13 protein-coding genes are annotated in these 12,858 nt (G+C 64.1%); 8 read left to right on the top strand and 5 right to left on the bottom strand.

Annotated elements, in window-relative coordinates:
- Positions 1-19: 19 nt before the first annotated feature.
- Positions 20-1,429, bottom strand: a complete 1,410-nt coding sequence (locus tag GGR04_RS08420) for an ABC transporter substrate-binding protein (RefSeq protein ID WP_246393019.1) — start codon at positions 1,427-1,429, stop codon at positions 20-22.
- A 215-nt stretch (positions 1,430-1,644) separates the two neighbouring features.
- Between GGR04_RS08420 and GGR04_RS08415 the strand changes: the two genes are divergently transcribed.
- Entirely contained in the window at positions 1,645-2,787 is a 1,143-nt protein-coding gene (locus tag GGR04_RS08415; protein ID WP_183199424.1) for a Gfo/Idh/MocA family protein, read from the top strand.
- Between the two features lie 54 nt (positions 2,788-2,841).
- On the opposite strand, the gene GGR04_RS08410 is transcribed toward GGR04_RS08415, so the two are convergent.
- On the bottom strand, positions 2,842-3,870 hold the full coding sequence (locus GGR04_RS08410) for a beta/alpha barrel domain-containing protein (protein WP_183199423.1): 1,029 nt from the start codon (positions 3,868-3,870) through the stop codon (positions 2,842-2,844).
- A 244-nt stretch (positions 3,871-4,114) separates the two neighbouring features.
- On the opposite strand from GGR04_RS08410, the gene GGR04_RS08405 reads away from it, so the two are divergent.
- Positions 4,115-4,927 carry a DeoR/GlpR family DNA-binding transcription regulator gene (locus tag GGR04_RS08405; protein ID WP_210291712.1) on the top strand — a complete coding sequence of 271 codons (813 nt, stop codon included), beginning with the start codon at positions 4,115-4,117 and terminating at the stop codon, positions 4,925-4,927.
- 3 nt (positions 4,928-4,930) lie between these two features.
- Here the strand turns inward: GGR04_RS08405 and GGR04_RS08400 are convergent, their stop codons facing one another.
- On the bottom strand, positions 4,931-5,737 hold the full coding sequence (locus GGR04_RS08400) for a DeoR/GlpR family DNA-binding transcription regulator (protein ID WP_183199422.1): 807 nt from the start codon (positions 5,735-5,737) through the stop codon (positions 4,931-4,933).
- 253 nt (positions 5,738-5,990) lie between these two features.
- Here GGR04_RS08400 and GGR04_RS08395 point away from each other — a divergent pair, with 253 nt between their 5' ends.
- Positions 5,991-7,793, top strand: a complete 1,803-nt coding sequence (locus tag GGR04_RS08395; protein WP_183199421.1) for a site-specific integrase — start codon at positions 5,991-5,993, stop codon at positions 7,791-7,793.
- A gap of 12 nt (positions 7,794-7,805) precedes the next feature.
- Here GGR04_RS08395 and GGR04_RS08390 read toward each other — a convergent pair whose 3' ends face one another.
- Positions 7,806-8,480: a recombinase family protein gene (locus GGR04_RS08390; protein ID WP_183199420.1), complete on the bottom strand. Its 675-nt coding sequence runs from the start codon at positions 8,478-8,480 to the stop codon at positions 7,806-7,808.
- Positions 8,481-8,687: 207 nt separating this feature from the next.
- Here GGR04_RS08390 and GGR04_RS08385 point away from each other — a divergent pair, with 207 nt between their 5' ends.
- From GGR04_RS08385 to GGR04_RS08375, 3 genes are all read left to right on the top strand, one after another.
- On the top strand, positions 8,688-9,302 hold the full coding sequence (locus GGR04_RS08385; RefSeq protein ID WP_183199419.1) for a hypothetical protein: 615 nt from the start codon (positions 8,688-8,690) through the stop codon (positions 9,300-9,302).
- A gap of 193 nt (positions 9,303-9,495) precedes the next feature.
- Positions 9,496-9,948: a hypothetical protein gene (locus tag GGR04_RS08380; protein WP_183199418.1), complete on the top strand. Its 453-nt coding sequence runs from the start codon at positions 9,496-9,498 to the stop codon at positions 9,946-9,948.
- Positions 9,945-10,259 (top strand): hypothetical protein, encoded by a 315-nt coding sequence (locus GGR04_RS08375; RefSeq protein ID WP_183199417.1) that lies wholly within the window; start codon positions 9,945-9,947, stop codon positions 10,257-10,259. The genes GGR04_RS08380 and GGR04_RS08375 overlap by 4 nt, the downstream gene beginning before the upstream one ends.
- Here GGR04_RS08375 and GGR04_RS08370 read toward each other — a convergent pair.
- Positions 10,243-10,530 carry a hypothetical protein gene (locus GGR04_RS08370; protein ID WP_183199416.1) on the bottom strand — a complete coding sequence of 96 codons (288 nt, stop codon included), beginning with the start codon at positions 10,528-10,530 and terminating at the stop codon, positions 10,243-10,245. The two genes, GGR04_RS08375 and GGR04_RS08370, sit on opposite strands and share 17 nt — an antisense overlap.
- Positions 10,531-11,374: 844 nt before the next feature.
- On the opposite strand from GGR04_RS08370, the gene GGR04_RS08365 reads away from it, so the two are divergent.
- Both GGR04_RS08365 and GGR04_RS08360 read left to right on the top strand, forming a co-directional pair.
- The gene (locus GGR04_RS08365) at positions 11,375-11,551 is read left to right on the top strand and encodes a hypothetical protein (protein ID WP_183199415.1); all 177 of its coding nucleotides are present in this window, start codon (positions 11,375-11,377) and stop codon (positions 11,549-11,551) included.
- Positions 11,548-12,807: a hypothetical protein gene (locus tag GGR04_RS08360; protein WP_183199414.1), complete on the top strand. Its 1,260-nt coding sequence runs from the start codon at positions 11,548-11,550 to the stop codon at positions 12,805-12,807. The genes GGR04_RS08365 and GGR04_RS08360 overlap by 4 nt, the downstream gene beginning before the upstream one ends.
- The last annotated feature ends 51 nt before the right edge of the window (positions 12,808-12,858 follow it).

The raw sequence follows: 12,858 nt of genomic DNA, 5'->3' as shown, positions 1-12,858 counted from the left end.
CCGGCGAGCGCGGAGGCCATCAGGCGAGGATGCTGGTGATGCGTGCGGCCGCGGCGTCGAGCTCCTTCTTGATGTCGCCCGAGACGAGCGCGCGCGAGACGCCGGATTGGACGGCCAGCGTCACCTGCGCGTATTTCGCCGTGACCGGGCGCGGCGTCGCGCCGGTGAAGACGGGCTTCAACGTCTGCATGAAGGGCTGCTCGGCGCCGAGCTTGGCGCTGTCGAAGACGCTTGGCCGCGTCGGCGCGAGACCGAGCTGTAGCGCATAGTGGAGCTGCGTGTCGGGCGAGGCCATCCAGGTGAGGAAGTCGACCGCCGCCTCGCGGTTCTTGGTGTTGGCGTTGATGCCGTACTGGTAGCCACCGAGGCAGGCCGCGCTCTTGCCGCCCGCAAAATGCGGCAACGGCGCGACGCCGACCTTGTCCACCACCGACGAGCCGCTCGGGTCCTGCGCGATCGGATAGACGTAGGACCAGTTGCGCAGGAACGCCGCCTTGCCGCCCGTGAAGGGCAGGCGCGAAGGTTCCTCGTCCCAGGAGAGGACGTCGGAGGGCGAGATCTTGGTCTTGTTGATCGTGTCGTAGAGGAACTGCACGGCCTGCACGGCCTTCTCGCCGTTGATCGCGGCCGACTTTCCGTCCGGCCCCAGGATCGAGCCGCCGTTCGAGGCGATGGCCTCCACGACGTCGCAGACGAGAACCTCGGCCTGCTTGCCCTGCCAGAGATAGCCGAAATCGACCTTGCCGGCCTTCTGCAACTCGGCCGCGGCGGCAGCCAGTTCGTCCCAGGTCTCCGGAACCTTGGCGCCGGCGCCTTCCAGCAGATCCTTGCGGTAGTAGAGCATGCCGCTGTCGACGAACCAGGGCAGCGCCGTGAGCTTGCCTTGATAGGTGCAGGCCTCGATCAGGCCGGGGAAGAAGTTCGAGCGCTCGGCCGCGGGGAAGTATTCGTCGAGCGGCAGGGCCCAGCCGGCGCCGGCGAACTCGGCGATCCAGACGACGTCCTGCGTGAACACGTCCGGCGTGCCGGAACGCCGCGCCAACTGCTGCACCAGCGCCTGATGCACCTCGGTGGAGGAGGACGGCGGCGGCAGCTCGATATATTTGACGTGAACCTTCGACTGCGCCTGATTGTACATCTCGACGACCTCGGCGATCGTCTGCTTCCCGAAGAACTTGGCGCTGGCGAAGGTGATCTCGGTGCGAGACTGCGCGCGGGCCGTGCCGGGAAAGCCGGCGACCAGGGCGCCGCCGGAGAGGCCGCTCACCGCCACGGCGCCGGCCATCAGCCCCGCGCCCTGCAGAAAGCGGCGACGATCGGTCGGGCCTGCGAGTGCCGAGCCGCGCACGGGCGCCGGCTCACGATCCGGTGCCGCCGTGTCGGCGCGCACGCCTTCGCCGATCGGCGTATCGGTTTCGAACTTCGACATGGTTCTCTCCCAGGTGCCCGACGGCTCGTTGTCCGCGGATCGCTTCATTGGGCGGCAGTCTGATCCGATTCGTGCGGCAGTCAAGCAGACTCACGCGCAAAACCGCATTCAAGAATCGATCATGGACTGCTGGTCTTGAGAAATGCCGCATGCTGGCGCATCAAACGAGCAGGCCGCACCCGATGATCCAAAAATGGCGGCGAACGGAGGATGAGATGGCTCCCTTGCGGATCGGCGTCGTCGGCTGCGGCAACATCGCGATGACCTACATGCGCAACGCCGCGCTGTTCCCGGGCGTGCGTCTCGCCGCCTGCGCGGATCTCGCACCCGAGATGGCGGCGCTGCGCGGGCGCGAATACGGCGTGCCGGCGATGGACGTCGACGAGCTGATCGCCTCGCCCGAGATCGACCTCGTGCTCAACCTCACCATCCCCACCGCCCATTTCGCGGTGTCGATGGCGGCGCTGGACGCAGGCAAGCACGTCTTCACCGAGAAGCCGCTCGCGGTGACGGCGGCCGAGGGCCGGCGCCTCGTGGAGCGCGCGAAGGCGGCGGGCCTCGCGATCGGCTCGGCGCCCGACACGTTCCTCGGCGCGGCCGGGCGTCTCGCCCGCCGGCTGGTGGACGAGGGCGCCATCGGCACCCCCGTGGCCGGCACCGCCTTCATGATGGGCCGCGGCATGGAGCATTGGCACCCCAACCCGCAATTCTACTACCAGCCCGGCGGCGGGCCGGTGCTCGACATGGGGCCCTATTACATCACCATGCTCGTCGGCCTGCTCGGTCCGGTCGTGCGGGTTTGCGCGGTTTCGCGCATCGGGCAGGACGAGCGCACGATCACCGCCGAAGGCCCTCACCAGGGCTCGAGTTTCGCGGTGGGCACGCCGACCACGGTGATGGCGCTGCTGGAATTCGTGTGCGGCGCGGCCGTGACGCTGGTGATGAGTTGGGACGTCTTCGCCCACGGCAACCATCCGATCGAACTGCACGGCACGAAGGGCTCGCTGCGCCTGCCCGATCCCGACACGTTCGGCGGCACGGTGGCGTTGAACGTCGGCGGCGCCGGATGGGACGAGCGCTCCACGGCGGCAAAGCTGCACGGCGAGATCAACTGGCCCTTCGCGGCGCCCGATCGAGCGAATTACCGCATGCTCGGCGTCGCCGACCTCGCCGACGCGCTGCGCACCGGCCGCAAGCCGCGCGCCTCCGGCGATCTGGCGTTGCATGTGCTGGAGATCATGGAATCGGTGCTCAAAGCCGGCGAGACGGGCCGGCCTGTCGAGGTCGCCCCCGCCGGCGACGTCCGGCCGGAGCCACTCGGTGAAGACGAGGCGGCGCGGCTTCAGAGCGGCGGCTGAGCCGGCCGGGGGGAGGGACGCGGCAGTCGCCCTCCCCCCGATTCGACGCTCGGATCAGGCGCTGGCGCCGGCCTTCAGCTGCGGCTCGGTGACGACGGCGTCGTCCTCGGGCGAGCGGATCGGCGTGAGGCCCTTGGTCGCCAGCGTCGCGTGGTAGGATTTCACCGCCTCGGTCGGAGTCAGATCGCCGTCGGCGACGTGGCGCATCAGCTTGACGATTTCGAGCGGCACCTCGGCCTGATTGATCTTGCGCCCGAACAGCGCGAGCCGCGCACCGTATTTCTCGGCCTGCCAGATGATCTCGAACGTGTCGCGCGCCGTGCCCGCGCCGCCACCGAGCACGCCGACGATCAGCGTCGGGTCGAAGGACGCCAGTTCCTCCATCGCCTTCGGACCGTTGTAGGGGATCTTGAGGAAGAGCGGCCGGTCGGCCTGCGAGACGCCCGAGAGCGAGCGGATGAGGCAGTCGTTGACGTAATGCGGCACGAGGTCGGGATCGATGCCGGTGTTCACGTTGGGATTGAACACCTCGTAGAAGTATTTCATCCCCACCGCCGCCGCATCCGCGCGAAAGCGCGAGAAGGCCTCGAGCGAGCGCACGTCCGACTCCACGTCGTTGTTGAAGGTGACGGAGTAGAGCCCGAGATCGGTGAGCGGCTGCCCCTTGTTCGGCCCGACCGTCGCCTTCATCACCCGGTCGAGATTGGCGGAGCGGAAGGGTCGGCTCGGTGTCGAGTTGTAGTCGTGGCCGCGAATGCCACCCCAGCAGTCGGTGGCGTCGTTGGCGCGGATCGCGGGCTTCACGTCCGAGCCCTCGAAGACGCCCATCTCCACCAGCTTCTCCAGATTGGAGACCGACGTCAGCATGATGTCGACGATGTCCTGCTCGACGATTTCTTTGATGCCCTGAAGAAACTCCGCCCGCGTCTTGAAGCCCGACACCGTGCCGTCGGGGCTACGCCGGGGCGCGGCATAGGACGGGCCCGACCCCATGTCGGGATCCTTGGCGTCGGCGATCACGAAGTCGCTGCGCTTGTAGGTGCCAGCGTGGATGCTGGCGAGCTTGCGGTCGAGACGGGTCATGCGGCGCTCCTGCGTCGGCTGGGCAGTCGTGGAATATTTTGGAATTTTCTGGCGTGATTTGGACGATCACCGCTCGTTCTGTCAAGCGTGCGGCGGCGACGATGCATGCTGCGTTGCAACCGATCGATAAACTGTCAGCCGTCCCTCGCGGCTGATGATCTCGATCGCGTTGGAGAGCCCCTTCCAAAACCTTCCAAAATCCGTCACGACTTCCGCTCAAGCGAACCGGAAGGCGATCCCCCGCATGGAGCCGAGCCCTCGCCGCGTCGATCTCATCCCGGTGAAACGACGGGCGCTCATTCTCGAATGGTTCCGAAGGCACGGCGCCGCTTCGATCGGCGAACTGGCCGCGGGCATCGGCGCGTCCGGCTCGACCATCCGGCGCGATCTCGAACACCTGACCGAGGCCGGCTATCTCGAGCGAACCCATGGCGGCGCCGTGCTGGCGACGCCGACCCACGCGACCTTCGAGCTCGACGCCTCGATCAACGCCGAGATGTTCGCCGCGCAGAAGCGGGCGATCGGCCGCGAGGCCGCGGCACTGCTGCAGGCGCGTGACAGCGTGATCTTCGATTCGTCCTCCACGGTGCTGGAGGCCGCGCGGGCGGCGCTGGCCCGCGAGATCGAGCTGACCGCCGTGACCAACGACCTCGACATCGCGCGGCTCTGCGGCGGCGAGCGGCGCATGCGCGTGGTGGTGCCCGGCGGCTCGGTGCGGCCGGGCACGTCGACGCTCGTCGGCAATCCCGGCGAGACGTTCCTCAAGGGCGTCCACGCCGATCTCTGCCTCATCGGCACGCAGGCGATCACCGGCGGCGACCTCACCGACGCCTCGATCGAGATCGTCTCGGCCAAGCGCGCCATGCTGGCCGCGGCCCGGCGCACGATCCTCCTCGCCGATAGCTCGAAGTTCCACGCGCCGGCCTTCTGCACCTTCTGCCGGCTCGGGGAGATCGACGAGATCATCACCGATTCCGGCATCGCGAGGGAGCATCGGGCGGGGCTGGCCAAGTTCGGCCTCACGGTGACGGTCGTTGCCGTGGACGACGGGACCTGACCGTCAGCAGACGGTGATCTGCACGTCGGCCGCCAGCAGCGCCTCGCGCAGCGCGCCGGCCGGTTCCGCATCGGTGACGAGATGCTGGATGCGATCGAGCGGGGCGATGCGCGCAAAGGCTTCGGCGTCGAATTTCGAGCTGTCGACGAGCAGCACGGTGCGGTCGGCGATGTCGATCATCGCGCTCGTGCCGACCGCCTCTTCCAGTCGCCCGACGGAGGGGCCGGCGGCCGAGAGCGCGGCGGCGCCGATCACCGCCGTGTCGGCCCGGATGCCGGCGACGCTCGGAAAGCCGATCGCACCGATCGTCACCTGCGACACCGACCAATAGGCACCGCCGAGAATCTGCAGCGCTCGAAGGCTGGCGTCGGGCACGACGGGGGGAATGCGCAGATTGTTGGTCACGAGCGTCAGGTCGCGGTGGCCGCCGAGCTCGCCCGCGAAGTAGCAGGTGGTCGAGCCGCCGTTGAGGATCAGCGTCTCGCCGTCGCGCACCAGCCGGGCGCAGGCCCGCGCGATCCGCATCTTGGCGTCGGAATGCTCGTCCATGCGCTGCCCGAGCGTGGTGTCGACGCGCACCATCCGGTCGTTGCGCACGGCCCCGCCATGGGTGCGCACCAGCAGCTCTCGCTCCTCCAGCACGTCGAGATCGCGGCGGATCGTGTCGCGCGAGACCTCGAACAGGGCCACGAGCTCGGCCACGGTCACCTGCCCCCGCTCGTTCAGGAGCTGGACGAGCCTGTTCTGCCGCATGGCCGGCAGCGCAACGGGCCGCTCGCCGTCCTCCCGTCTCGAAACGTTCTCGTCCATCCTGGCCTCACGCACGACCTGCAGGGCGCAACCGCCGAGACCGGCATAAGGTTCAGCCGCGCTGCCGACAACCCGGACTCCGAGGAATCGCGGTGAGCAAGCCGAAGGCCGGGAACGTTGGCTGGGGCGCCTGGACGTTAATCCAAAAATTATCAACCCTTTATATGCATTCAAGCAATTGGCCTTATTGACCTTTTTTGATCGCGACTAGTACACATGGCGAGGAAACATGGCCTAGTCGCAGGGATCGAACTTGTCGCGAATCTCGTACCTCATCCGCAACGGCGCGACGTATTATGCGCGCCTTCGGGTGCCGCTAGACCTCGTGGAAGTCGCGGGCGCCGAGTACCGGAAACGGTCACTTCGCACCAAAGACCTCGCGGAAGCGAAGCGAGCCTTATGGAGCGTCATCGCCGAGTGGAACCGCGAGTTCGATGATCTTCGCTCTCGCCGGAATTTGACTGACGCCGACAAGGCTGATGCGGTCTGGCAGCACTACACAGGAGCCCTCGACCGCGACGAGCGCGCTCGTCTGCACCTGCCGTCACCTGACGAGATCGATGCGGCAAAGACGCTGACGATTGCCGACATTGAGCGGCGAGAGGTCGATGTCACGGACAAGCTTGCCCTGCTCGACGCGAGCGCCGATTTGCTTGTCCTGACGGGTCGCCGCGAGTGGAACGAGAAGTCACGACGCTCCAAGCTCGAAACCCTTCGCAAGCATCTTCAGACGGGCGAAACGGCTCTCGTGATCGACGAGGTGGAACGCTACCTCGAAGCGAATCATCTGATCATCGATCACGCTTCGCCAGACTTTAAAGATCTCGCACGGCGAATGATGCGAGCGGAAATCGAACAACTAGAGCGAACGATCGAGCGCGACCGTGGAGACTACTCTGGCGTTCCGAAAGACCCGATCGTCAAGCCAGCTGCCGGCACCGCTCGCGGGACCGCGAACAGTGGCGAAGCGATCATGGACCTCTTCGAGAAGTATGCACAACAGAACCCGAACCGGGTGAAGCCAGATACGTTGAATCAAGCTCGTCGTGACATCGGCACCTTCCTCGACGTTCACGGCCGACATTTCCCGGCAAACAAGATCGACAAGCCGTCTGTCGCCGAGTGGATGGACCTTCTCGCGCTTTACCCAGTCAAGGCGAGCGAGACGAAGGCGTTCGCGGGCATGTCGCTTGTTCAGATCGTGAAGGCAAACGAGCGCGTCGGGAAGCCCGTCCTACTGCCGAGAACGATTAACCGCTACGTTTCTTCGCTCGGCGCCTACTGCGAGTGGTTGGCGAAGCGTGGCGTTCTACCCGTGAACCCGACGCAAGGCATGAGCCTTGCGAAGGAAGATAAGATATCGACCGTTCCTTTCACCGTGGATCAAATGACGGCGCTCTTCCGATCGCCGCTTTTCACAGGCTCGCAAAGCGCCAAGGAATGGCGTTTGATTGCTCAGCACGGGAATGTGCTGATCCGCGATCATCGCTACTGGGTGCCGCTTGTCATGCTCTACAGCGGCGCACGGCCGGGCGAAATCGCGCAGCTTTCAGTCGCCGACGTTCGGGAACAGGGCGGGGTGCATCTCATGCACATCACCACGCTTGGAGACGAGACCAAAAGCGTGAAGACCAAAGGATCGATGCGGGTGGTGCCGATCCACTCCGAACTCATTCGGCTCGGCTTCCTCGAGTACCACACCGCCATGCGCGAAGCCGGGAAGGCAAAGCTATTCCCTGAAGCAGTGCGCAACGAGCGCGGCCAGATGATAGCCGAGTTCTCGCGTGAGTTCGGACGATACCTAGTCCGCATCGGCCTCAAAGATGGGAGAGGCCTTTCGCTCTACAGCTTTCGGCACGGTGCAACGGACGCCTTCCGTCGCGCCGGTCACATGGACGAAACGTTTGGCTACATACTGGGGCACGCGAAGGGCGGAACGACCGGGCTGTACGGTATCCTTCCGCAGGGAATGCTAGACCAGCGCGTTAGGCATATCGAGTCCATAGCGTATCCCGGCCTCGACCTCGGTCATCTCATGAAGCCATCGACAGCATAACAAACCTCGCTCCTATGCCGCGTCACGATCCAGAACGCGCTTGACCGTCATAGCAGTCCACTCACCGCCCCGCACCGTGCGGACACCGCGCACGTTCAAAGCCTCGGCCAGATCCCGCAAGGTTCGCAGACCTGACGCCTGGAGCTGGCGCACGATCGGCACGACATTCCCGGCGAACACGTCAGCAGCGACCGCGTTGGACGCCGCACCAGCCTTCTGTGCGACCTCAAGGTTCGTCCGGTTGCCAAGCTTGGCGCCGGCAGCTTTTTTCGCCTGGAGCGCAGCCTTGGTCCGCGCTGCGATCATGGCGCGCTCCTTCTCGGCCAAGGCAGCATAGATGTGGAGCATGAACGGATCAGCGTCCGCACCAAGCTCGGTCACGATGAAGGGCACGCGCTGCGCCATGAGCCCGGCGACGAACGCAACATCACGAGAGAGACGATCAAGCTTGGCCACGATCACGGGAGCCTTGAGCTTCCGGGCGCTCGCCAACGCAGCCTTGAGGATCGGCCGGCGATCGAGAGCGTCCGAACCCTTGCCGGTTTCGATCTCTTCGAACCACTCGACAACAGCGAAGCCCTCGGCGTCGGCAAAGCGAACGATCGCAGCACGCTGAGCATCAAGGCCCAGGCCAGACCGGCCCTGCGTCTCAGTCGAAACTCGAAGGTAGGCGATCGCGGTCTTCATGGTTTCGGCCCCTAGTGGTCTACCTGTATCACCCTTATACGGACATTTAGTGATGATACAAGGGACGATCGTGAGATAGCTGATCGAACACCTGATACACGTCGCAATATGAACGCCTCTCGTTTGCGCGTCCAACTCTTCTCCTACGCAATTCATCCAGCTCCCTGGTAAGATAAGCCGAACAAGACCTCAGACCGGCAGAGCACCATGGAAGACGACGCAGAGACAACGACCCGGAAATACATTCGCCTCACTGAGACCGAATGGGCCGAGTGTGAAGCGCTCTGGGAGACCGGCGACGCGACACTGGCTGAGCTGGCTGATCAGTACGGCGTTGCAGTCCGAACGCTGCAATCTCGGTTCGAGCGCCACGGCGTTGTGAAGGGCCGCGCCGCGTCTGCCCTTGCAGCCGACGTGCGCGAGCGCGTCAACGAAGCCATGGGCGATCCTGGAGACCTTGCCAGCCGCGCTATCGACATCCGCGAACTCACGTTCGCGAACGCTGAGAAAATCGAGCGGCTGATCATGGCGCAGCTCGCCACAGCGCAGACTGACCCCGGCGCGGCATACAAGGCCGGAACCGCTATCAAGACCTTATCGCTTGCGGCTGGCGCACTACAGCGTCTTCACGATCTTAAACGCTCAGCCCTTGGTTTGAGTGATAGCGACGTGCTCGGCAAAGAGATCCCCGAGCTGGTCATTCGCGACATCACGACCACCGAGATTGAGATCATTCAGAACGGTGGCGAGGACGACGCAGACATCGAGAGCGAAATAATCACCGAGGCAGAAGCCCGCAGAGAACGGGCTTTTGCAAGTTAAGTGCAAACGTTCAGTGCAAAGGCGAAGTCTTAGATAATATGCGATGCCTCCTAGGGGGTCATGCCTGTGATCGATGGCATTTTTTCAAGACGCATTTCGTTATTATCGAATAAATATGCCGTCCTTGATTTTTGGCTAACTGGTCCTTGCCAGCTATGGGTATCCTATTGTCAACCGAACGGCAGGATCCTTCATGACAACTCGGCATATTAAGATCAACTCGAGTCGCGCAGCCCAGCTTCGCGTTCTCGCCACAAAAACCAAAATCTCGGTCTCAACACTGATCGAGCACCTGATCAACGATCGCGTCGCGGCCGGCGAGATCCCGGATCGGTTCGACGGCCTCGCGATCACTCGCCGGGGTGACCTTGTCGCGATCGTCATCGCCGGCAAGGCGCTCCCACTGGTCTCACTAGGAGCCGCACAGCACCTCGCCCGTGCATTCGGCCAGATGCTCGCTGGCGAGGCCGGCGCGGTCATCTGCGTGAGCATTTCCGGTCATGATCACGTTGAATGCCGACGGGTCGGCACCGCGTACCGCCTCGCCTGGATCAAGACGGACGCACAGACGAGCGTCGCGGCGTTCGTCGCCACCCGAACGATGCTCGGTGACGTGATCCGGCAGCTCGGGGAAGCAGTTCGATGACCGCGTCCGTGCTCCCCTCGCTTCCGTTGAACTCTCCAGCCGGCCTCGGCGGGCTGGTTGACGCGCTGGCTATGACCTTGTGCCGGGGCGTCGGAACCGGGGTCGTCTACTCATGGGACGCTCACCAAGCTTCACCGGCCGGCGAGGTCGCAATCCTTCGGCTCGAAGACGGCGTTAAGCTCACCATGGACGGCCAGCACGAGGTGCTTCCGGAAAAGAACGCAGAGCGCTTCCTGAAGCTCATTCAGGATCGATATGACCTCTGCCTCGGCGCTAGCGTGGTGCGTCAGAAGCTCAAATCTCGAAACTGAAAACAGAGATGGCGCTGAGGGTCTTCACACCCTCAGCGCCATGATTTTTTGCCGCATCAAACAGCAAGTTGAACATACCGTGCCGCACCCCGGATTGCAACGAATTGACGACCGATTGGCCGTTGTTCTCGACGAACTCCAGATCGTTCTCGATAGCCTCGAAATCGGCTACGGTCAGATCAGCAATCAGGTTTTGGTAAGTCGCGAACCTTCGAAGCCGACCTGGACAAAAGTCTTCGCGGCCCTTTGCAGTCAAGGCGTTGAGACCCACGATGCTCTGCGTCTGGCGACAGAACGCTGCGGGTCTCCTTCAGTAAGGGGGGCAGCGCCAGCACGGCATACGCTCGGATCGTCCACACCAAGCGTCGATACCAGATCGGCCGGCGCGTTCCAGCAAGCACCAAGCCGACCGCGACCGGAACCTCTGTCGATCTCGGAACGCGCGCTCGCAGTGTGCCGGCAGCGTCGCGCTCGTCAGCCCCGGACTGACAGTCGGCGGCGTCACGCGATGGACGATCGAACGCTCGCAGCGGCGTTCCAGCAATTGACGTTGGTCCCCGGCACGATCTTGGTTCGCTTCGACGTGAACCTAACCGAGAAGCGCCAGGCACAAGCTCTGTCGAAAGACGAAGCTACGGACTGGTTTCGTCGCCTCGTTCGTGCGGAGAGCAAGAAGCTCGACGCGCTTGGCTATGCGGCCCCGATGATCCTTGCAGCCGGCATCGTGTCCCGAGGTGGGCCTAGACTTCATTTCCACGGGATCGCAGCACTCAAGCCCGGCGAGGAAGCGGCGTTCGGAGGGGTACTGCACCGGGCTCGTGGTGCGACCGGCAAGCTCTGCCAGAACCGTCAGGTCAAGATCAGAACCGTTCGCAGCGCCGAGGAGGCTCGATACCTGCTCGACAACGCCGAAGAGTCACAAGCGTCCGGTCTCGTGAAGGGTCGAACGCTCGTCGTCTCGGATGATCTGCGTGGCACGCACCACCCACCAGGACCGGCGAGTAAGTCAGAACTGACTTATCTAACTGAATTACAACCACAAAATTCCGTTGCCAACTCGCCGGAAATGACTCAAGACCCCGGCGACACCACGCAGCATGAAAGCAGGACCACAGATGACGCAGACGTACCTTCCCGAGGCCACGCACAACGCTCTGATCGCCGCCCTAGTCGCAGCAGCCGGCAAGCTGACGGGCCTGTCCGAGCTGGTCGATCGCAACGACATCGTCATCGCCCTCGGCGAGGTCGGCGGTATCTGGCCGGACACGATCCGCCCGAGCGTCGCAGCATGATCCCGCTCGAGGACCAGCTCCGGTCGGCCGAGCTTCGGCTCGCTGCTGCGCAGCACGAGTTGGTCCTCAAGCTCGCATGGCAACGCCAGGACTGGTCCTCCTACGTCATGGCGCATCCTCTCGCGGGCCAGCTAGGCGCCCTGGTGCGCGTTCTCGAACATCATGGGGCATTGCGGCTCGATCCCGACGCAACGCTCTCCACGGCCCTCCCTGACGGTCTTAGCATCATGCTGCGGAACATCTGGTCCGCAGCCGGCCAGTCCGACCATGCCATGACATGGGCCTGGGTGCTCCGCGTGCTTCGCAACTCCGGTCAGCCGCTTGGACGCCACGCAGACCAAGTGCGCTATGCGGCGCTCCCGGATCTCGTCACGATCTATCGAGGGTTCACGTCCGGTGCTGATGACGCCGAGAGCTACGCCAGAGGGTTTTCCTGGACGACGGACCGTTCGATCGCGATGCGCAGCGCCCATCCCACCAGCGCGCCGCTCCGCTCGTTCGTCGCGACGACCACGGTCCCGAAATCCACGATCCTCGCGTGCCTAGTGACGGCTGGTGAGGACGAGATCGTGATTGACCGCCCGGAAGAGCTGCGATGGATCGCGCTTGAGGAGATCGACCACGTTCTCCTGCGGCGAGAGCGGCTTTCGACCACGCCGGCCGGCGCTCAAGCCGACTGGCCGACCTACATCAGATCGGCCAGCAATCGACTGGACGCCGCACTTCTGGTCCTTGAGCATCACGGTGCGGTCTCGTTCGATCCAGACGCCAAGCTCACGACCACGCTACCTCCCGAGCTTCTGGGTGCCTTGCACACCGAATGGCTCCTAACCGGCAACCATCACGACGCCCGAAAGTGGTCCTGGATCCTCCAGGTGCTTCGGTCTTCCGGGCAGTCGCTGACACCGGACGAATGTCGCGAGATCTATCGAGATCTCCCAGACCAAATCACACTGCATCGCGGGTTCGGTTGTCATCCGGCAGCCGTGGAAACATGCACGCGAGGTTTTTCGTGGTCGCCAGATCGATGCGTCGCGCAATCGTTCGCCATCGCCCTTGCGGGCGTGAGCGCCACTTGGTTGCCCTACCTAGCGACCGCGGTTGTCTCGAAGGCAGCGATCCACAGCGTCGTCATGCGAGCCGAGTTCGTCATCGATCGTCCAGGCGAGCTGCGAGACTTCGCCGTTCAACCTGTGTGCACAGCCAAAGCGGTGGAGTGGACCCCATTTCGCCGGACAGGCGGCTGTTGGGTTTAGGCACTGAGCCTTATGAACTCACGAGGCGAGCGGAACTTCAGGCCTGAGTGC

The organism is Aureimonas pseudogalii (assembly GCF_014196835.1).
GTDB classification, from domain to species: domain Bacteria; phylum Pseudomonadota; class Alphaproteobacteria; order Rhizobiales; family Rhizobiaceae; genus Aureimonas; species Aureimonas pseudogalii.
Note: the sequence above shows the minus strand (reverse complement) of the source record. Positions and strands in the feature narration are given on the sequence as shown.

Coding starts and splice junctions, on each gene's coding strand:
- GGR04_RS08360 (WP_183199414.1), top strand. CDS start 11,548: ATGATCCCGCTCGAGGACCAGCTCCGGTCGGCCGAGCTTCGGCTCGCT.
- GGR04_RS08420 (WP_246393019.1), bottom strand. CDS start 1,429: ATGTCGAAGTTCGAAACCGATACGCCGATCGGCGAAGGCGTGCGCGCC.
- GGR04_RS08415 (WP_183199424.1), top strand. CDS start 1,645: ATGGCTCCCTTGCGGATCGGCGTCGTCGGCTGCGGCAACATCGCGATG.
- GGR04_RS08385 (WP_183199419.1), top strand. CDS start 8,688: ATGGAAGACGACGCAGAGACAACGACCCGGAAATACATTCGCCTCACT.
- GGR04_RS08390 (WP_183199420.1), bottom strand. CDS start 8,480: ATGAAGACCGCGATCGCCTACCTTCGAGTTTCGACTGAGACGCAGGGC.
- GGR04_RS08410 (WP_183199423.1), bottom strand. CDS start 3,870: ATGACCCGTCTCGACCGCAAGCTCGCCAGCATCCACGCTGGCACCTAC.
- GGR04_RS08365 (WP_183199415.1), top strand. CDS start 11,375: ATGACGCAGACGTACCTTCCCGAGGCCACGCACAACGCTCTGATCGCC.
- GGR04_RS08380 (WP_183199418.1), top strand. CDS start 9,496: ATGACAACTCGGCATATTAAGATCAACTCGAGTCGCGCAGCCCAGCTT.
- GGR04_RS08375 (WP_183199417.1), top strand. CDS start 9,945: ATGACCGCGTCCGTGCTCCCCTCGCTTCCGTTGAACTCTCCAGCCGGC.
- GGR04_RS08400 (WP_183199422.1), bottom strand. CDS start 5,737: ATGGACGAGAACGTTTCGAGACGGGAGGACGGCGAGCGGCCCGTTGCG.
- GGR04_RS08405 (WP_210291712.1), top strand. CDS start 4,115: ATGGAGCCGAGCCCTCGCCGCGTCGATCTCATCCCGGTGAAACGACGG.